Origin of the sequence: Halomicrobium urmianum, from assembly GCF_020217425.1 — an archaeon.
Taxonomy (GTDB): Archaea; Halobacteriota; Halobacteria; order Halobacteriales; family Haloarculaceae; genus Halomicrobium; species Halomicrobium urmianum.
Genome location: NZ_CP084092.1, coordinates 238,394 through 256,415, shown reverse-complemented (window position 1 = coordinate 256,415; position 18,022 = coordinate 238,394). Strand labels below are relative to the sequence as shown.

Sequence of the window (18,022 nt, the reverse complement as noted above, 5' to 3'; positions counted from 1 at the left end):
TCGACGTCCCTGCGTCTTCCGGACGAGCCTCGGGCGATCGGTCACGGACGTATCAAAATAAGATAGTAGACCTGATTCTGATATGTCGGTCGATCCAGTCCGGAGTTCGGTCCCGGGTGAGACGACTGCACTGGGATCGTCTACTCAGGAGATACAACCCTGAAGACGGAGCAGATCGCCAGATGAGCAAATTCGACGTCGATTAGTCCCGGCTGTCGCCGGTACCGATCGCCACTGCATTGAAGTGAGTGGCGTAGGCGCCGATATCATCACTGACGGCCTCCGAGAGTCCGGAACACTCGGCACCTGACCGGTTCGGCTCCGAGTATCCACGCGCGACCGCGACGTACTGATAAGTTTTCCGAGTGTACGACAGAATCCAAACAATCCTGATGAGAGACTTCGCGCTCTGCGGACCGCCGTCTCCCTCGGCGCACTGCGACGGCCGGGACGCCGCTTGGACCGCCGATGCGCCTACGCGTTACCGACGGGCGACTCGGCGAATCCGCGCCGATCGTCCGAGCGCTGCAGCGCCGCGGCGACGGCGTTGGTCCACCCGAACCCGTCCTGCAGCGGATACTCGCCGCCGCCGCCCACCAGGTCGGTGTCGACGACGTTGTACTTCTCGACGAGCTTGCCGGAGCGGTCGAAGACCGCGCGGTTCAGCGACAGCCAGCGGTCGGCGATTTCGTCGGCCAGGTCGTCGTGGCCGTACCGGCGTAGCCCGCGGACGGCGAACCAGTGTAGCGGCGCCCAGCCGTTCGGACTGTCCCACTGCTCGCCGGTCTCGCGGAGCGTCGTCACCAGCCCGCCGTCGGCGAGGAACTGCTCGGCGAGCGCGTCGGCGACCGCGGCGGCCTGCGCGTCCGAACAGCACCCGAAGAACAGCGGCGCGACCGCCGCCAGCGAACGGACGTCGGTGCGCTCGCCGTCGGTCCAGCGGTAGTCGAAGTAGAACGCCGCGTCGGGGTCCCAGCAGTACTCGTCGATCGCGGTCCGCCGGCGCCTGGCCGCCTCGCGGAACCGCTCGGCCCGGTCGTCCTCGCCGGTCGCCGCGAGCCATCGGGCCAGCTTCCGCTCGACGTCGAACAGGGCGGCGTTCAGGTCGATCGGAACGAGCTCGGTCGTCCGGATCGTCTCGAACCGATGGGGATCGGCCAGCCACCGACTGCTGAAGTCCCAGCCAGACTCGCAGGCGGCGCGGACGTCGCGGTACAGTCGCCGCTCGTCGCGGGACGGCGCTTGCCGGGCGACGGCGCGGTCCTCGCGCCACGACTCCTCGCGGGGCGACGGGTTGTCGTCCCAGTAGCGGTTCAGTATCCGGTCGTCGTCCTCGTCGGGCAGGATCGCCCGGCGGTGGCCCGGTTCGTCGGCGGAGAGGTCCTCGGCGCCGTCCATCCAGAACGCGTACTCGCGCTCGATCCGGTCGAGGTACGGGCGGGCGGCGTCGAGGCCGCGCTCGCGGACGAGGATCCCGACCGTGGCGGCGAACAGCGGTAGCTGCGATCGGCTGGCGAAGTAGACGCGGTTCCCGTTGGGGACGAACCCGAACCGATCGATCAGGCTGGCCATGTTCTCGACGAGGTCCGCGACGCGCTCGAGCCGATCGCAGGCGGCTAGCCCCTCGGCCGTGAAGTAGCTGTCCCAGTAGTACATCTCCCGGAAGCGGCCGCCGGGGACGACGTAGGGCTCGGGCAGCGAGAGGAGCGAATCGCGCTCGTCGGGCTCGGCGAGCGTCCGCGTGAGGTGCGGCCAGAGCCGGTCGATGTGCGCCTCCATCGACTCGGGGCGGTCGCCGAACGGCGTCGCGTCCTCGGACAGTCGTCCGCCGGACTCGTCGGCCGGATCGGGGTTCACGTCGCCGACGATCTCGAAGTGCTCGTCGACGAACGCGCGGAGGTCGAAGTCGGTCTCATCCCGACGCTCGCGGAACCGGCGGCGGATGACCTCGGCGTCCTCGGTCGGGACGCTGTCGACGAAGCGCTTCGAGTCCTCGAAGAGGTGGGCGCACTGGACCCGCTCGAACAGTTCGCCCCGTAACTGCGGATAGGCGTCCGGATCGTCAATATCCATCGACGTTCCGGTACACTCTCTCGGACCCATCACTCGTCGAGCACCGTCCGGCACCGAGATGCGACCGCGTCGTCTGTTCCGGCCCGATGCCCGGCGAACGGCTGCCGGTGGGCGTCATTGACCCCTCGGTAGCTCTGTCGGGGGATCGGGCACCGACTCCCTTCGGAGTCGGCCTGGAAAGCGGCAGTACGCCGCTCCTCAACGGTGAGCAGTGACGGAGCACCCTGGGAGGCGTTCATGCGTATCCAGACGTTATTAACTGGCGGTCGTATATCTTTTTACAACTACTGTTGTACCGAGTGGTACGAAACCGGACACCAGCCGACGGTGTCGCGTGTGCGACCGGCCGACGAGGAGATCGCGGAACGCCTCCGCCGGGAACGTGTTCGAGGGGACGCTCGAGTCAGGCGACCGCTTCCCTCTCAGGCAGGGTGTCCTCGCGCTGTTGGAACTGCAGGAAGCGACGGCATCGACGTGCAGGTTGTACGACCCGCCGAACGAGAGGGGCTGCCTACCCTGTCCCACGGGCTGGTGGCGGCCCTGCAGGGCGCTGTCGACGCCGGCGTCGAACACGTCGAAGGCGCCGAGGCCGACGGCCGCCGCTCCGGCCAGCGGTCGCACGGCCAGCGGGACGGGGGTCCGTCGCTCCGACTGCCAGCGGAGCCCCGCTCCCGTGGTCATCACGGCGACCATCCCAATCGAGAAGAACCCGTCCGCGAGGACGTTAGTCCGCAGCCCTGTCACCGTGTCCATCGGGCCGACCTCGGAGTGAAGGCGGTGCCACTGGAGCCTGTGGTGGAAAACGAGCACGTCGATGAGACCACTGAAGCCGAACCCGAACACGCCTGTCGCGGGGAGCGCCCGCCGGGTCATCGCGGTCGCGTTCATCGGCCGGTCGGTCGCTCATGGTCTCTCTTCGCGTGCGACGCGGAAATGTCAGATAATTGTTTACAGATCCCCCTCCGTTTGACGTCAGGTCACGTATCGATGCGCAGCGGAGTGATCGATTAGAGAGACGGGACACTTGCTCCGTCGCTCGGCGTACGGCTGACAGCGTGGGCTCGAGGGATCGCTCTGCCTCCCCGTGTGCGAAGTGAAAATCAGCGGGAAAGCGGGACGTTGGAGGCACGGATTACCCATCGACGATAGGGGGAGAAAACGGCAGTCGCGGAGACGGAACGCCGAGAGACACGTGAGGGTTCAAGTGTCCCGGCCCCATCGAGGACGCACGAATGCGACGGTCGCATCACACCGCAATTCTCCGGGAAGTAGCACTGTCGGGGCCGTTCCCGCAGGTCCGAGGTGGTACGGACGATGTCTGATCGGCTGCTCTCTACCTCCTTTGAGGACACGTTCGACCGCTACCTCCAGGACAAGGGGAAGGGCCGCGGCGGCGAGGGCGGCAACTACCGGCGGAACGCGGCCCGCGAACTCGAGCGGTTCGCCGAGTGGGCTACGGGCGACCGCGGCGGCGACAACTGGACCGGGATCGCCCCCGCCGACGCCGACCGCGACCCGACGTTCGCGGACCTCGACGAGCGCGTGTTCCGCGAGTACGCCCGCCACCTCGCCGGCGACCGCGGGTTGAAGCAGAACACCGTCCAGACCTACTACCGCTACGTCTCGGCGTGGTGCGGGTGGTGCGTCAACGAGGGCTACCTGGAGTCCCACTACGCCCAGCGGGCGAGCGCGACGGCGCCGCTCCCGGAGGACGACGGCCGCAAGCCCGGCGACCAGCAGGCCTGGACGCCCGAGCAGCGCCACGCGATCACGCGTCACGTCGACGAGCAGGCCCGAGAGGCCATCGAGGAGTTCACGACGCTCCCGGCCGACGTCGATCCGATCGAGCGCCAGCGAGCGCGGTACGCGGCCCTGAAGGCGGCGCGGGACCGGGCGCTCGTGTTCGTGCTCGCGTACACCGCCGTCCGCGTGGGCGAACTGCTGCGGGATCCCGACGACCCGCGCCGGCGTGGCCTCCGGTGGGAGGAGGTCGACCTCGACGACGGGAGCATGACGGTCTATCGGAAGAAACAGCAGTGGGACGCCGCGAGCCTCCCCGACCCGGTGATCCAGCCGCTGCGGAGCTACCGCAAGCTCGCGGACCCGCCGACGGATCGGTGGCCGGTGTTCCCGACCTTCGACCAGCGGACGCTGGCCGACCTCGTCCGGGAGGAACTGGCCGACCGCGGTCTCCGTCCGGACGCGATCGACGAGCGCCGCGACGAGTACGCACGCGACCTGCTGCTCGCCCTCGAGGAGGACGTTCGCCTGCCGTCGATCACGACGGACGGGGCCCGATCGATTCTGCAGCGGCTCTCGGCGACGGCCGACGTCTCCGTCGACCACCCGAGACACGACTACCTCGCGCCCCACGGCGGGCGGCGCGGGATGGGTGAGGTCCTCGTGCGCGCCTTCGGATACACGGTCGCGGCCCGCTACCTCGACAACTCCGAGGAGATGGTCCGCGAGCGCTACTCCCACATCGAGGCCGGCGAACTCGGCGACGTCGCCACCGAGGCGCTCGGCGAGGTCGACGGGGACGTCTGAGAGACGCCGGTCTCACGCGCCGAACCGCTCCAGCAGTCGATCGACCGCGAGCACGGCGCCGGTGACGAGAAGCCAGAGCGCCGGGACCACCACGAGCAGGACGAGCCAGTGCGGGACCGGCGGCGACGGGGCACCGTGGAGTGCAGCGAACACCGGTAGTTCCGCGACGACGAGCGATCCGTCCCCCATCAGGCGCGGTCCTCCACGTCGCGATCCCGCTCTCGCAGGCCGGTGCTGTAGACGTAGTAGCCGGCGGCGACGAACAGGAGGCTCACGAGGATCCAGTGCAGGTTGTACGGCCCGCCGAGCGAGAACGCCTGGCCGCCCTGTCCCACGGGCTGGTGGAGGCCCAGCAGGGCGTGGTCGACGACGGCGTCGAACACGTCGAACGCACCGAGGCCGACGATCGCGGCCCCGGCCAGCGGTCGCACGGCCAGCGGGGCGGCGGTTCGCCGCTCGGCACGCCAGAGGAGCCCCGCTCCCGTCCCCATGACGAGGACCATCCCGATCGAGAACACTCCGTCTGCGAAGACGTTCGTTCGCAGGCCGCTCAGCGTGTCCATCGGGTAGATCCCCGACACGAGGTGGTGCCACTGGAGCACCTGGTGGAGGACGAGCACGTCGATCAGGCCACTGAAGCCGAACCCGAATACGCCCGCCGCCAGGAGCGCCCGCCGGGTCACCGCTGAGGTGGGTCGGTCGCGTCCGTCGGCTGCTCGGTCGCTCATGTCCGCCCGTTCGCGGGCGACACGGAAATGTCAGAGGATACGGAATGGGGCACCCGTCCTGACGCGGTCACCCGGGGCAACGCCGGTCACGGCGAACAGTAGCTCCCTGAACTGGGCGACCACCGACGGAACGCCCGGCTACTCCCGGTCGCCCTTCCAGGTGACCGTCCGGCCCCAGGTGGTCGCCTTCCCCCAGAGCCCGGAGCGCATGCACTCCAGTTCGACGATCTGGGAGTTGTCGACGAACAGGTTGATCTCGGGCCCGAAGTTCTTGACGTACCACTCGAACATCTCGGGGCCGGGCGCCTCGAAGACGAGGTTCTCGATGCCGAGCCCGTTCGCGATCTGGTAGGCCACGTCGGTCCGCCACTCGTTGACCTCCTCGGTGATACCCTCGGCCTCGACCATCAGGAGGTCCGCGCCCGCTTCGAGGTGGCGCTTCCCCTCCTCGATGGCCTGCTCGGGATCCTGCTGGCCCTGCTCCTCGAGGACGTCCGGGTCCGTCGCACCGCCCGCGCCGAACTGGACGTTGATCTCCGGCTTCGGATCGATCTCGTAGTCCTCGGCGACGATCTCCGTCATCCGCACCATGTCGTCCGTCCCGATAGCCAGGAACCCGCTGGAGAGCTCGACGATGTCGAACCCGAGCCGCTCGGCCTCCTCGAAGTACCGCTCAACTCTGTCGTTGTCCCGGATCAGGACGTTCTCGACGTACCCACCGGTGGACACCTTGACGTCGTACTCGTGGCAGACGTCGATCAGCTCCGTCACCGCCTCCTCGGGCATCAGCGCGAACGAGCCGCCGCTGAACTTGTAGATGTCCACGTACTGCCCCATCGTCTCCATGAGATCCCGTAGCTCGCGCGGCCCCATCGGATCGTAGTACGGGCCCCGGATCTCCGTGATCCCCTTTTCTCTGGGCTTTTCCTCCCGCTCGTTGTGGTGCAGGAACTCGAAGGTGCGGTCGACCATGGTACGACTGACAGTTCGTTCGCTAGACGTTTAGTATGACAACCTGTCACAGGCAGGGTGCCCGAGAAGTGACGACCGAGGTCCCTACACTAGCAGCGCGACGAGGTCGGTGCCGTCGTGCCGGTCGAGGTGCCGCCCCACCTCGACGATCTCGTTCCGGAGCTGCTCGTCGAACTGCTGGCCGGCGACGTCGTGGAACTTCGCCTCGATTTGCCCCCAGTCCATCGAACTCGCGGGGTGGCCCGCGAAGGCGTCCTTCTCGACGGTGTGGATCGTCCCGTCCTCGAGTTCGACGGTCACGCGGGCGGGCATCTCCCCGGCCTCGAACCGCTCGGTGAACTCGTCGTTCTCCTCGACGGTGACGTGCCGGAGGAGGTACTGCACGTCGTCGCGGGTGATGCGGTCCGGGTCGTACTGGGCGGTGCCCATCTCCCGGTCGAGGAGCGCGGCCGCCAGCATGTACGGCAGCGAGTGGTCCGCCTGGGCCTTCGTCTCGACCGCGTGGCGGTCCCCCTCGCCGCCGCCGATGATCAGCTTCGCGCCGGCGAACGTCTCGAGGTCGATGAGCTCGACCTCGTCCCCGTCGAGGTCCTCCCGCTCCGCGAGTTCGATGACGCCCTCGACGGCGGACTGGGCGTACGTCTCCGCGACGTAGCGCTTGGTCATGACGTCGTGGACCCGCGTGCAGCCGGGATCGAGGTCGACCTCGAACTCGCCGCTGATCACCTGTTTCCACCCCTTCTGTCCCTCGAAGAGGTTTGTCGGGCCCTCCATCCCGTCCTCGGCCAGCAGCGCCGCGTAGACGGCGTTTCGCGCGGCGTTGGCCGACGCGATGCCCTTCCACTCGTTGATGCCGCCCGTGCGGGTCACCCGGAGGGCGTTGTGCGCCGTCCCGGCGATGCCGATGGCGTGCCGCGTCGTCTCGACGTCGAGGTCGAGCACCGTGGCGACGCCGCACGTCGCCGAGACGACCGTGTGCGTCACGTGGTCCCAGCCCCTGTCACGGACGGGCGCGTTCCAGGCGAGTTCCCCCTGGACCTCGTAGGCGGCTCCCACGCCCTCCAGCAGCTCTTCGCCGGAGGCGCCGACGTACTCGCCCGCGGCGATCACGGCGCCGATGTTGTCGCTGGGGTGGGGCGTCTCGCCGGGCGCGAGGAACGAGTCCATGAAGTCGAGGTAGCGCGTCAGGGCGGTGTTGTGCATCGCGGCGCCGACCGGCGACGCCGTCTCTCCGCGACCCCACAGCGTGCAGTCGTCGCCCGGATTCGCCCGCTGGACCGTCCGGTAGACCGCCTCCACCGGTTCGGCGCCGAGCGCCCCGGCACCGATGCCGATCGAGTCGACGATGCGCTTCTTCAGCTCTTCCGTGGTCTCCTCGGTAAACTCGTCGACGGAGACGTTCTGGACGAACTCCGCGAGCTCCTTCGTCGTTGTCATACGTGACGGTACGGTCGCTATCGGGAAACGGCTTTGGCAGACACTCACTCACAATCGGATCGAACGCGACCGGGCAGCTACTCGATGCGACGGGATTCCCGGAAAGTGAGAGTCGCTCCCGGGGCGTGAGAGCCCGCTCGCTAGTTCATGTATCGAGGACCCCTCTCTATAGATGTGAGACGACGATGGCAACTAATCAACCCACGATAGAGCTGCTCGGTGAGGAACGCGATTTCGAGTACGCGGACGGCGTGGCCGGCTACGTGCTGGTGCTGACCCGGCTGATCGTCGGGTACTGGTTCCTGCACGCCGGCTGGACCAAGTTCGCGTTCGTCGCGGGCGAGCCCTTCGACGCGGCGGGATTCCTGGCTAACGCCGGGGGCCCGCTGGCGGGCTTCTTCGCCGCGGTGGCGGGGACGCCCTGGCTGCTCGAGTTCACCAACGTGATGATCCCGCTCGGCGAGTTCCTCATCGGACTGGGACTCATCCTGGGGGCGATGACCAGGCTGGCCGCCTTCTTCGGCGGCTTCCTGATGGTCATGTTCTACCTCGGGAACGCCGACTGGGCGCACGGGTACGTCAACGGCGACCTGCTCGGGCTGCTCGCGTTCGTGATCGTCGGCGCCTTCGCCGCGGGCCGGATCCTCGGCGTCGACGCCGTCCTCGAGCGGACCGCGTTCGTCCGCCGGCACCCGCGGCTGCGGTACCTCCTCGGGTAACCGCGTACTTTTCTGACGCATCTCCGGCGGGTATCCTATCGCTTTTGACGTTTGCGAGCAGGCTTCGACTATGGAGCGGTACGATCAACTGTACTCGCTGTACGCTGACTTCGACACCGGGACCCTCCGGGCCTATCAGGACTTCGTGGACCTCTTTCCGCCGGTCGACTCGCGCGTCGCCCTCGGGTACTGGGAGCAGGCCAGCCGGCGTCTTAGAGGGGACAAGGAGGAGATCTCCGCCGTGTTCGCCGAGGGGGAGACGCTCGCGGAGCTCGCGGCGCACGCGACCCGCGAGCAGGCCTTCGCCGCGCTCGACCTCTACGCCACCTACGAGCGCGGCGTGAACGTCCTCGTCCTGGACGTCGACGAGACGCTGCGGTCGGCCGGGCAGACGGACAACGAGATCCCCCGCGAGACGCTACACTTCCTCACTGAGTTCCATGAGGCGGGCGTCCCCATCGTCATCTGCACGGGACAGACCATCGAGAACGTCAAGGGCTTTCTCATCCAGGGACTCGGCAACGAGCTCGTCCACTCCGGGAACGTGAGCGTTGTCTACGAGGCGGGGACCGGCGTCTTCACGCCCGGCCACGGCCCCGACACGAAGCGGCTCCTCTACGAGGACCTCGACGACGCCGTGACCGACGTCTTCGACGCGGTCCGCTCGAGCATCCTCCCGGACGCCCCCGAGACCATCCGCCGCGGGTGTCACCTCCAGGGCAACGAGTTCAACGTCACGCTCAAGCCCAATCACGAGACCGGCAGCGACGAGGCCGCGGCCGTCATCGACGAGGCCACGGTGTACGTTCTGGACCTCCTCGCGGAGGCGGTGCCCCGCGCCGACGTCGAGCACACGCGGGCGTACTACGCCGCCGCGGACCCAGAGATCGAGCGCGTTCTCGACGACGAGGGCGCGTCCGTCGATCCCGCGGCCGTCGAGGTGCCCGACGACGTCGCCACCGTCCTCGACCGCATCGACGTCGCCTACTACGAGGCCGACGCCGCGGAGATCGCGAGCCGCGAACTCAACAAGGTCGCCGGTGTGGAGGCCGCGCTCGACGTCCTCGGCGTCGACGACCCCTTCGCGCTCGTCATGGGCGACAGCAAGAGCGACCTCCGGGTGATGGAGTGGATCGCCGAGACCGACGCGGGTATCGCGGCCGCGCCCGAACACGCCTCGGGGCGCGTTCTGGACCACGTACGCGAGGCAGACGGGCTCGTGTTCGACGCGGGCGCCGCCGACGACGTCCTGCGAACCGCGTTCGCCCTCAACCGCCTCGCTGAACAGGCCCGCGATCAGTGACGTCGTCGGGCGGAGCGACGGAGGATATCGTAGAAATCGAAACTATTTACACATCGAGGGGCGCCTGGGGTGCCCCTCGAGTGTGTCAGTGCGTTCAATTTCTACTATAGGGGGAGCCGATGCGACCCACCGGGATCCGTCACACCCAATCGGTCTCGGGTTCGATCCGGTCGGGCGGGGTCTCGCCGTCCCGCACGGCTCGGAGGTTGCGCGCGACCGCGTCGTTGAGCTCCGCGCGCGCCTCGACGGAGAACCACCCAGCGTGCGGCGTGCAGACGACGTCGTCCCGGTCCAGCAGCGGGGAGTCCGTCGGCGGTTCGTTCTCGAAGACGTCGAGGCCGGCCGCGGCGATCCCGTCCTCGCGGAGCGCCGCGTCGAGCGCTCCCTCGTCGACGACGCCGCCGCGGCCGGCGTTGACCACGACGGCGTGGTCGGGAAGGCGGTCGAGGGCGTCGCCGTCGATCAGTCCGCGCGTCTCCTCGGTCAGGGGCGCGAGGACGACGAGGTGGTCCGCGCGGTCCAGCAGGTCGCCGAGGGACGCCTTCTCGACGCCGTCGTCGGCCATCTCGTCGGCGTCGACGTAGGGGTCGTACGCGACGAGGTCGACGCCGAACCCGGCCAGCCGGTCGGCGACCCGGCGGGCGATGGGACCGTAGGACGCCAGCCCGACCGTCGTTCCGGCGAGTCGGCGGACCGGACCGGCGCCCGCCCAGTCCCACTCGCCGGCGCGGACGTCCCGGTCGAGCCCGGTCACGCGCCGGAGGCAGGCGAGCAGGAGCGTGACGGCGTGCGTCGCGACCTCGTCTTGGCAGTACTCGGGGACGTTCGTGACGTGGACGCCGCGCTCGGCGGCCGCCTCGACGTCGACGTTGTCGACGCCGACGCCCGCCCGGGCGACGATCCGGAGGGCGTCACTGGCGGCCAGCACGGGCGCCGTCACGGGCGTGTTCACGTCCACGACGAGGGCGTCCGCTCCGTCCGCAGCGGCGGCGAGGGCGTCCCCGTCGTCGGCGTCGGTCGTCCTGACGGCGTCTTCCTCGCCGAGCGCCGCCTCGATGCGGTCCGCGTCGATCATCGGATCGTCGACCGCGACTACGTCCATGTGTGTCCCTGCGCCGAGCGGGACCTAAAAGCGGACAACCGATTCCCGTCGGGTGAAAATCCGGACCGGGACCGTCGATCAGCGCGGTCCGTCGACCGCCCGCTTCCGCCCCGATTCCCGTTCCGTGGGAGCGCGCGCCCGCTCTTAACCCGGACGCAGCGCGAGACGGACGTATGGCCGACGCTGACTACCGCTGTGCGTACTGGGAGCCCGGGACTTGCGAGGGGTCGCCACACTGTCCGCCCCGGTGCCCGCGCTTCGTCGACCGCGACGGAGAGCCGTGGGTCGTCCGGCCGGCCGGGGAGGCCGATCGTGACGCGCTCGTCGACCTGTACGAAGACGCCTCGCCGTCCGACCGCGTCCGCGGACGGGCGGTGCCGCCCGGAGGACGGACGCGCGTCGCGGAGTGGCTCGCGGACCTCGTCGCCGACGGGTGCGACGTCGTCGCCGCGCGCGACGGGCACGTGGTCGGGCACGCGCTGTACGCCCCGACGGACGCGGCCGAGCCCGAACTGTCCGCGTTCGTCCGCCCGGGCTATCGGTGCCGGGGCATCGGGACCGAACTGGCGAAGCACGTCGCTGCGACCGCGACCGCGGCCGACAGGGACGCGCTCGCGGCCGTCGCCGACGCGGACGACGACGCCGCACGGGGCCTGTGCGACCGCATCGGGTTCGAGATCGTCGAGCAGTTCTCCTACGATCGCCGAGACGGTCGGATCGACGCCCTCCGACTGCGGCTCCCGCTCTCGGGCGTGCGGGCCGAGGAGTTTCGGTACCCGCCGATCCTCCGCGGAGACGGCCCGGCACCGTAGCGCCCTTCAGCCGACAGTTGCTCGTCGAATACGATCACAGAGCAGCCGGTGGAGCGACGACCGGGGACGTTCGTATCGGACACGGACTCTGACACTACGGACCGCCGCGACCGAACAAACGCCCATAGTAGAAATTGAAACTATTCACACATCGAGGAGTACCTCGGGTACCCTTCGAATGTGTCAGCGCGTTCAATTTCTACTGTAGAGTTACGAGGGAAAAAGGGCCGTCGGTTCGTCTGTGGAATCTCACGGCGTGGGAATCGAGTCGTAGTATAACGGTTTCGCGGGGCCGACTATCGACTGGATGGGCCGATTGTCTACACTGTTTGCGCCGTCACGGGTCGCAGTCGTCGGAGCGACCGACAGTGACGGCTCCGTCGGCCGGGCTATCACCCGGAACTTGCTGGACTCCTTCGAGGGAGCGGTGCACGCGATCAACCCGTACAAGGAGTCGGCGCTGGGGCTGTCGTGTCACGACGAGATCGGCGACGTCGAGGACGCCGGCGGCATCGACGTCGCGGTCGTCGCCGTGCCGCCGGACGCCGCGGTCGACTCGGTCCGGGACGCCGGCGAGGCGGGCGTCGAGAACGTCGTCGTCGTCACGGCCGGGTTCGGCGAGACCGGCGGCGAGGGCGCAGCCCGCGAGCGCGAGTTGCGCGAGGCAGCCGAAGAGCACGACGTGAACGTCGTCGGACCGAACAGCATCGGCGTGATGAGCACCCCTCGGGGGCTGAACGCCACGTTCGGAGACGTGATGGCCCGCGAGGGCGACATCTCATTTATGAGCCAGTCGGGGGCGTTCGTCACGGCCGTCCTGGACTGGGCGGCCGAGCGCGACGTCGGGTTCAAGGACATCGTCTCGCTCGGTAACAAGGCCGTCCTCGACGAGGGCGACTTCGTCGCCGAGTGGGGTGCGGACCCGGACACGGACGTCATCCTCGGCTACCTCGAGGACGTCGGCGACGGCGCCGAGTTCGTCCGGACGGCCCGCGAGGTGACCCAGGACACTCCGATCGTCGTGGTGAAGTCCGGGCGCACGGACGCCGGGGCCAGCGCCGCCGCCTCCCACACCGGCGCGATAGCCGGCTCCGAGGCGGCCTACGAGGCCGGACTGGAGCAGGCCGGCGTCCTCCGGGCGTCGTCCGTCCAGGAGCTGTTCGACTACGCGCAGATCCTGTCGGGCCAGCCGCTGCCCGACGGGGAGGGCGTCGCCATCGTCACCAACGCCGGCGGCCCGGGCGTGATGACCACCGACGCCGTCGGCGACGCCGACCTGTCGCTGGCCGAGTTCACGGAGGACACGAAGGAGCGACTGGGAGAGGTGCTGCCCGACGAGGCGAACATCTACAACCCCGTCGACGTCCTCGGGGACGCGCCCGCCGACCGGTTCGACGTCGCCCTGGAGACGGTCCTCCAGGACGACAACGTCGGGATGGCAATCGTCGTGGCCTGCCCGACGGCCGTGGTGGACTTCGACGCCCTGGCCGAGACCGTCGCGGAGCGGCAGGTGGAATCTGGGGCCCCGATTGCGGCCTCGTTCATGGGCGGCGAGTCGGGAACGAGCTACCGCGAGATCCTCTCCGAGGCGGGGATCCCCTCGTACTTCGACCCGGCGCGCGCCGTGAACGGCCTCGACGCGCTGCGGCGCTACGACGAGATCCAGTCCCGGGAGTACGCCGAGCCAGAGCGGTTCGACGTCGACCGCGACAGGGCCCGCGAGATCCTCGACCGCGCGGAGCGGCGGGACACGAACCGCCTCGGCGTCGAGGCGATGGACCTGCTGGACGCCTACGGCATCCCGACGCCGGAGGGCGAGGTCGTCGACGGCCCGGCGGAGGCCCAGCGGGTCGCCGAGGAGATCGACGGCGACGTCGTCATGAAGATCGTCAGCCCGGACATCCTGCACAAGTCCGACATCGGCGGCGTCGAGGTCGGCGTCTCGCCGGAGGACGTCCGGGACACCTACGAGGACCTGGTCGTCCGCGCCCGCGAGTACCAGCGCGACGCGACGCTCCTGGGCGTACAGGTCCAGGAGATGGTCGACCTCGACGCCGGCACGGAGACCATCCTCGGGACGAACCGGGACCCGCAGTTCGGGCAGTTGGTCCTCTTCGGCCTCGGCGGCGTCTTCGTCGAGGTGTTCGAGGACACCACGCTCCGCGTCGCGCCGGTCACCGAGACCGAGGCCCGCGACATGCTCGAGGACGTCGAATCGACGCCGCTGTTGCGCGGCGCGCGGGGCCGGGAGCCGGTCGACGAGGACGCCCTCGTCGAGACGATCCAGCGCCTCTCGCAGCTGGTGGCGGACTTCCCCGCCATCGCCGAACTGGACGTGAACCCCCTGATCGCGGCGCCGGACGGGGTCACCGCACTGGACTTGCAGCTAACGATCGACCGAGACTCATGAGTACGCTACTCGTCACATCGACCGACGCAGGTATCGGCAAGACGGCAATCGCCCTCGCGCTCGCCGCCGAGGCGCGCGACCGGGACCGCGAGGTGGGCTACATGAAGCCGATGGGCACCCGCCTCCGGAGCGCGACCGGAAAGACGCGCGACGAGGACCCCCTGCTGGCCCGCGCGCTGCTGGACCTCGACGCGGAGATGCACGAGATGGAGCCGGTCGTCTACTCGCCGACGTTCGTCCAGGAGGTGATGCGCGGCCGCGAGGACCCCGAGGAGGTGCGTTCGCGGGTCGTCGACAGCTTCGAGACCCTGGCGGCGGACAGGGACCTGATGGTCGTCGAGGGGAGCGACGGTCTCGCGACCGGGAGTGCGATCGACCTCACCGACGTCGACCTCGCGGCGGCGATCGACGCGGAGGTACTCCTCGTCGCGGGGTACGAGGAGGTCGGCGACGTCGACGAGGTGCTGGCCGCGGCCGGGTCGATCGGCGACCGCCTGGCCGGCGTCGTGTTCAATCGCGTCACTGACGCGTCGATAGACGAACTCACCGAGGACGTCGTCCCGTTCCTCGAGAGCCGTGGCGTGCCGGTCTTCGGGCTCGTCCCCCGGGACGAGGAACTGGCCAGCGTCCCCGTGGCCGACCTCGCGGAGAGCCTCGGCGCCGAGGTGCTCTCGGGCGACGCGACGCTCGACGACCGCGTCGAGCGGTTCACGGTGGGCGCGATGGGCAGCGACAGCGCACTCGGGCAGTTCCGCCGGACGCGAAACGCCGTCATGATCGCGGGCGGCGACCGCGCCGAGATCCAGGCGGCGGCGCTGGAGGCGCCCGGCGTCGAGGCGCTGCTGCTGACCGGCGGCTTCCGCCCGCCCGAGAGCGTCCTGGGTCGGGCCCGCGAGGAGGGCGTCCCCGTCTTGCTGGTCCAGTCGGACACGCGCACGACGGTCGATCGCGTTGAGGGGGTCCTCCACTCGGGACGGACGCGGACCGAGCGGACGGTCGAACGGGCACGCGAACTCCTGGCGGAGAGCGTCGACGTCGACCGGTTGCTACCGCCGGCCGAGTGACGCCGGGCGCGCCCCGGCGCCTGGTTCGCGTCGCAGCCCGGCGGCCCCGGTTCGCAACCCGCCTTAAAGGAACGAACAGTTAAGCACCGTCGGGATGCCGGTCGGGGGCGTACGTACGGATGTGACGCCGACACAGACCGACTCCCCGCGTCCAGCGGCGTTCGGATCGCAGACGATCGCCCGCCGCCCGGGGGCGGGGGCAGACCTGCGGAGGTGACGACCGTGACCAATCAACTACTGGAGCGACTGGCGACGGTAACGGACCCCGACCTCGGCGACGACGTCGTCTCGCTGGGGATCGTCGGTGCGGTGGAGACGACGGCGACGACGGCGCGCGTGCCGCTGGCGCTGGGCGCGCCCTACTCGCCCGCGGAGACGGATCTGATCGCCGACGTCCGCGACCGGGTCAACGAGGCGGGCTACGACGCGGACATCGTCATCGACGTCGACGACGCGACCCCCGCGGGCCGGGACGACACGCCGACGGTGATCGGCCTCTGCTCCGGCAAGGGCGGCGTCGGGACGAGCACCGTGGCCGTGAACCTCGCCGCGGCGATGGCCCGCCGCGGGGCGCGGGTCGGCCTGTTCGACGCCGACGTGCACGGGCCGACCACGGCCCACGAACTGGGCGCGGACGGCGCCGCCGCGGACGGCGAGCCGGTCGCACCGCTCGACGCCTGCGACCTGGCGCTGTTCGGCGTGGACTTCCTCGCGGACGGCGACGGGCCGGTCGCGGACCGGCCGGCCGAGGCGGCGGAGTTGGTCGCGGACGCCTGGGCGGGCCTCGACTGGGCAGACCGCGACTACGTCGTCGTCGACCTGCCGTCGGGGTCGGGCGCCGCCCAGCGCGCGGTGCTGGACCGCCTGCCGGTGCTGGGCACCGTCGTCGTCACCACGCCACAGTCGATCGCCGTCGCCGGAGCACGCGAGGCCGTCGCGCAGTGCCGGGAGCGCGACCTCCCCGTGCTGGGCGTCGTCGAGAACAAGCGCACGTTCGTCTGCCCGGAGTGCAACGCGGTGCACGACCGCGTCGACACCAGGGACGGCGAGCTGCTGGCCGACGACCTGGACGCGCCGCTGCTGGTTCGGCTGCCGCTGGACCCGACCGTCCGCGAGCGGTCCGGGGCGCCGATCGCGCTCGCCGACGACGGCGGGCTGTCGACGGGGAAGCTCCGGCAACTCGCGCGGACGGTCATGGACCGCGTCGGCCGGCTCCGCCGCCGCTCCCACGCCGACCGCGTCGACGGCCCGCTGGTCGACGCCGCGTAGGCGTGACCGCGTTCGATCGACTTAAGCGACCGGGCGATTCCCGCGGCGCTGGATCGCGTCGCCCGCTTAATCCCGTCCGAATCGAACTAGCGGGCATGAGCGATAGTCGCGATCCGGCCGACGCCGAACGATCCCGACGGGACCTCTGCGTCGAACTCGAGATCGCCCCCGAGACGCCCGGCGAGTGTCCGCTGTCGGGGATCGACGACGAGGTCGTCGACGCTCGCCAGCGGCTCGCGGGCCGGACGTGCCGGACGGACGTCACCGTTCGGACGCCGGAGCGAGCCGACGACGCAACCGTCGTCCACGCTACCAGCGAGGTCGACGGGGGCTGTCCCTGCGCCGTCTTCGACGCCGTCGGCTGCGTTCCGGAGGTCACCGACGTCTCGGACGACCGGTTCCGGGTCGAGGCGTACCTGCCCGATCGGGCGACGCTGGGCGAGCTCATCGACGGTCTGGAAGGCGTCACCACCGAACTACACCTGTGCAGGATCCGACGGGTCGACGGCGCGGCCGACGGCCCCTGCCAGACCATCACCGTCGAACTGGCGGGACTGACCGAGAAACAGCGTGAGGCGGCCGTCCGAGCGGTCGCGAGCGGCTACTACGAGCGGCCGCGGGAGACGTCGTTCGGCGAGCTGGCCGACGACATCGGCGTCTCGAAGCCGGCGCTCTCACAGCGGCTCAGTGCGGTCGAGGCGAAGCTCGCGACGTCGGCGTTCGCGGACGCGGACTGAACGGTGGTCGCGCCGGCGATCGGACCCGCGTTCAGTCGGCACGCTGGTCGACGCTGGCGGGCTGTTCCGACCGGAGGGGATTCGTCGACGTGGTCGCCGTCACCAGACGCAGGAACTGCCCCGCGTTCGAGAGCAGTTTGTTCTCGGCTTTCCGGAGGTGCTCCTCGTAGGTCGACCGGGCGACGGACGTCTGCTCGGCGAGGTCGCGCAGCGACGTCCGCCGGGGCTGCTCGTAGTACCCGCTCTCCAGCGCCAGCTGCAGGGCCGCCAGCTGCCGGTCGGTGACGTCGTCGAACAGCCGGTCGACGGGCGCCAGCATGCTGTGGGGGACCTGCTTCTCCGCGATCGACGTCTTCGAGAGGAGATCGATGTCGCGGTCCTCGCGCAACTCGGCGAGCAGCGACCGGACGTCGGCCTCGTCGAACGCGACGACCGTGTAGTGTTCCCACCCCTGGCGGTAGATCGTCGGGGACTGGTACAGGCAGTTGTGCGCCTCGAACCGGTCGACGATCGACTCCTCGAGCGAGCAGAGGCAGGACTGCGTGACGACGTGGTAACCGTCGTCGTCGGTCGACTCGTGGAGCACCGTCCCCAGTTCGTCTATCTCCGCGAGCAGCTCTTCGGTCGGCGTCTCCTCCGAGGAGATCTCGAGCACCTGGCAGTCGCTCAGCGGCCACTCCCGTATCGTGAGGTCCGGATAGCGCTCCGAGATCGACCGATACGGACACTCGTGTCTCACCCGCAGGGACGCCTCGTACAGGGCCATACCGATGCTTTGCACCTCTCGAAATTAACGGTGCCGGTCATGTCCGGCACCACCCCTATTCAAACGCCCGTCATACGGGAGGG

The 18,022-nt window shown here is 69.5% G+C and carries 16 protein-coding genes; 8 read left to right on the top strand and 8 right to left on the bottom strand.

All coding sequences use genetic code 11. From position 1 onward, the window contains the following. Positions 1-474: 474 nt before the first annotated feature. Together treF and LCY71_RS20125 are read right to left on the bottom strand one after the other, a co-directional pair. Entirely contained in the window at positions 475-2,103 is a 1,629-nt protein-coding gene (gene treF / locus LCY71_RS20130; protein WP_225336355.1) for an alpha,alpha-trehalase TreF, read from the bottom strand. A gap of 225 nt (positions 2,104-2,328) precedes the next feature. Further along, entirely contained in the window at positions 2,329-2,961 is a 633-nt protein-coding gene (locus tag LCY71_RS20125) for a DUF2243 domain-containing protein (protein ID WP_225336354.1), read from the bottom strand. 426 nt (positions 2,962-3,387) lie between these two features. Here LCY71_RS20125 and LCY71_RS20120 point away from each other — a divergent pair, with 426 nt between their 5' ends. Continuing rightward, the gene (locus LCY71_RS20120; RefSeq protein WP_225336353.1) at positions 3,388-4,620 is read left to right on the top strand and encodes a tyrosine-type recombinase/integrase; all 1,233 of its coding nucleotides are present in this window, start codon (positions 3,388-3,390) and stop codon (positions 4,618-4,620) included. A 12-nt stretch (positions 4,621-4,632) separates the two neighbouring features. Here the strand turns inward: LCY71_RS20120 and LCY71_RS20115 are convergent, their stop codons facing one another. The 4 genes from LCY71_RS20115 to LCY71_RS20100 all read right to left on the bottom strand — a co-directional run bounded on the left by LCY71_RS20115 (position 4,633) and on the right by LCY71_RS20100 (position 7,757). After that, complete coding sequence (locus LCY71_RS20115) at positions 4,633-4,809, bottom strand: hypothetical protein (protein WP_225336352.1); 177 nt, start codon at positions 4,807-4,809, stop codon at positions 4,633-4,635. Continuing rightward, entirely contained in the window at positions 4,809-5,348 is a 540-nt protein-coding gene (locus tag LCY71_RS20110) for a DUF2243 domain-containing protein (RefSeq protein ID WP_225336351.1), read from the bottom strand. The genes LCY71_RS20115 and LCY71_RS20110 overlap by 1 nt, the downstream gene beginning before the upstream one ends. Positions 5,349-5,486: 138 nt before the next feature. Further along, complete coding sequence (locus tag LCY71_RS20105; protein WP_225336350.1) at positions 5,487-6,320, bottom strand: phosphosulfolactate synthase; 834 nt, start codon at positions 6,318-6,320, stop codon at positions 5,487-5,489. An 84-nt stretch (positions 6,321-6,404) separates the two neighbouring features. After that, a complete protein-coding gene (locus LCY71_RS20100; RefSeq protein ID WP_225336349.1) occupies positions 6,405-7,757 on the bottom strand; it encodes an MmgE/PrpD family protein in 1,353 nt (450 codons plus the stop codon). 185 nt (positions 7,758-7,942) lie between these two features. On the opposite strand from LCY71_RS20100, the gene LCY71_RS20095 reads away from it, so the two are divergent. Then, positions 7,943-8,476, top strand: a complete 534-nt coding sequence (locus tag LCY71_RS20095; protein ID WP_225336348.1) for a DoxX family protein — start codon at positions 7,943-7,945, stop codon at positions 8,474-8,476. A gap of 70 nt (positions 8,477-8,546) precedes the next feature. Beyond that, complete coding sequence (locus LCY71_RS20090; protein WP_225336347.1) at positions 8,547-9,779, top strand: HAD family hydrolase; 1,233 nt, start codon at positions 8,547-8,549, stop codon at positions 9,777-9,779. Between the two features lie 139 nt (positions 9,780-9,918). On the opposite strand, the gene LCY71_RS20085 is transcribed toward LCY71_RS20090, so the two are convergent. Then, positions 9,919-10,881, bottom strand: a complete 963-nt coding sequence (locus LCY71_RS20085; RefSeq protein WP_225336346.1) for a C-terminal binding protein — start codon at positions 10,879-10,881, stop codon at positions 9,919-9,921. Between the two features lie 173 nt (positions 10,882-11,054). Here LCY71_RS20085 and LCY71_RS20080 point away from each other — a divergent pair, with 173 nt between their 5' ends. The 5 genes from LCY71_RS20080 (at position 11,055) to LCY71_RS20060 (ending at position 17,173) form a co-directional block, all read left to right on the top strand. Further along, positions 11,055-11,693: a GNAT family N-acetyltransferase gene (locus LCY71_RS20080; protein ID WP_225336345.1), complete on the top strand. Its 639-nt coding sequence runs from the start codon at positions 11,055-11,057 to the stop codon at positions 11,691-11,693. Positions 11,694-12,000: 307 nt separating this feature from the next. Next, positions 12,001-14,103: an acetate--CoA ligase family protein gene (locus LCY71_RS20075; protein ID WP_225336344.1), complete on the top strand. Its 2,103-nt coding sequence runs from the start codon at positions 12,001-12,003 to the stop codon at positions 14,101-14,103. Beyond that, on the top strand, positions 14,100-15,167 hold the full coding sequence (locus LCY71_RS20070; protein WP_225336343.1) for a phosphotransacetylase family protein: 1,068 nt from the start codon (positions 14,100-14,102) through the stop codon (positions 15,165-15,167). Before LCY71_RS20075 ends, LCY71_RS20070 begins: the two co-directional genes overlap by 4 nt. 222 nt (positions 15,168-15,389) lie before the next feature. Then, entirely contained in the window at positions 15,390-16,436 is a 1,047-nt protein-coding gene (locus LCY71_RS20065; RefSeq protein ID WP_225336342.1) for a P-loop NTPase, read from the top strand. 95 nt (positions 16,437-16,531) lie between these two features. Next, positions 16,532-17,173 carry a helix-turn-helix domain-containing protein gene (locus LCY71_RS20060; RefSeq protein ID WP_225336341.1) on the top strand — a complete coding sequence of 214 codons (642 nt, stop codon included), beginning with the start codon at positions 16,532-16,534 and terminating at the stop codon, positions 17,171-17,173. Between the two features lie 31 nt (positions 17,174-17,204). Here LCY71_RS20060 and LCY71_RS20055 read toward each other — a convergent pair whose 3' ends face one another. Beyond that, a complete protein-coding gene (locus LCY71_RS20055) occupies positions 17,205-17,939 on the bottom strand; it encodes a helix-turn-helix domain-containing protein (protein ID WP_225336340.1) in 735 nt (244 codons plus the stop codon). Between the last annotated feature and the right edge of the window lie 83 nt (positions 17,940-18,022).

Excerpts from the sequence above, each read along its gene's own strand:
- LCY71_RS20120 (WP_225336353.1), top strand. The coding sequence starts at position 3,388 with ATGTCTGATCGGCTGCTCTCTACCTCCTTTGAGGACACGTTCGACCGC.
- LCY71_RS20090 (WP_225336347.1), top strand. The coding sequence starts at position 8,547 with ATGGAGCGGTACGATCAACTGTACTCGCTGTACGCTGACTTCGACACC.
- LCY71_RS20080 (WP_225336345.1), top strand. The coding sequence starts at position 11,055 with ATGGCCGACGCTGACTACCGCTGTGCGTACTGGGAGCCCGGGACTTGC.
- LCY71_RS20060 (WP_225336341.1), top strand. The coding sequence starts at position 16,532 with ATGAGCGATAGTCGCGATCCGGCCGACGCCGAACGATCCCGACGGGAC.
- treF (WP_225336355.1), bottom strand. The coding sequence starts at position 2,103 with ATGGGTCCGAGAGAGTGTACCGGAACGTCGATGGATATTGACGATCCG.
- LCY71_RS20070 (WP_225336343.1), top strand. The coding sequence starts at position 14,100 with ATGAGTACGCTACTCGTCACATCGACCGACGCAGGTATCGGCAAGACG.
- LCY71_RS20115 (WP_225336352.1), bottom strand. The coding sequence starts at position 4,809 with ATGGGGGACGGATCGCTCGTCGTCGCGGAACTACCGGTGTTCGCTGCA.
- LCY71_RS20125 (WP_225336354.1), bottom strand. The coding sequence starts at position 2,961 with ATGAACGCGACCGCGATGACCCGGCGGGCGCTCCCCGCGACAGGCGTG.
- LCY71_RS20095 (WP_225336348.1), top strand. The coding sequence starts at position 7,943 with ATGGCAACTAATCAACCCACGATAGAGCTGCTCGGTGAGGAACGCGAT.
- LCY71_RS20110 (WP_225336351.1), bottom strand. The coding sequence starts at position 5,348 with ATGAGCGACCGAGCAGCCGACGGACGCGACCGACCCACCTCAGCGGTG.
- LCY71_RS20055 (WP_225336340.1), bottom strand. The coding sequence starts at position 17,939 with ATGGCCCTGTACGAGGCGTCCCTGCGGGTGAGACACGAGTGTCCGTAT.
- LCY71_RS20085 (WP_225336346.1), bottom strand. The coding sequence starts at position 10,881 with ATGGACGTAGTCGCGGTCGACGATCCGATGATCGACGCGGACCGCATC.
- LCY71_RS20105 (WP_225336350.1), bottom strand. The coding sequence starts at position 6,320 with ATGGTCGACCGCACCTTCGAGTTCCTGCACCACAACGAGCGGGAGGAA.
- LCY71_RS20075 (WP_225336344.1), top strand. The coding sequence starts at position 12,001 with ATGGGCCGATTGTCTACACTGTTTGCGCCGTCACGGGTCGCAGTCGTC.
- LCY71_RS20100 (WP_225336349.1), bottom strand. The coding sequence starts at position 7,757 with ATGACAACGACGAAGGAGCTCGCGGAGTTCGTCCAGAACGTCTCCGTC.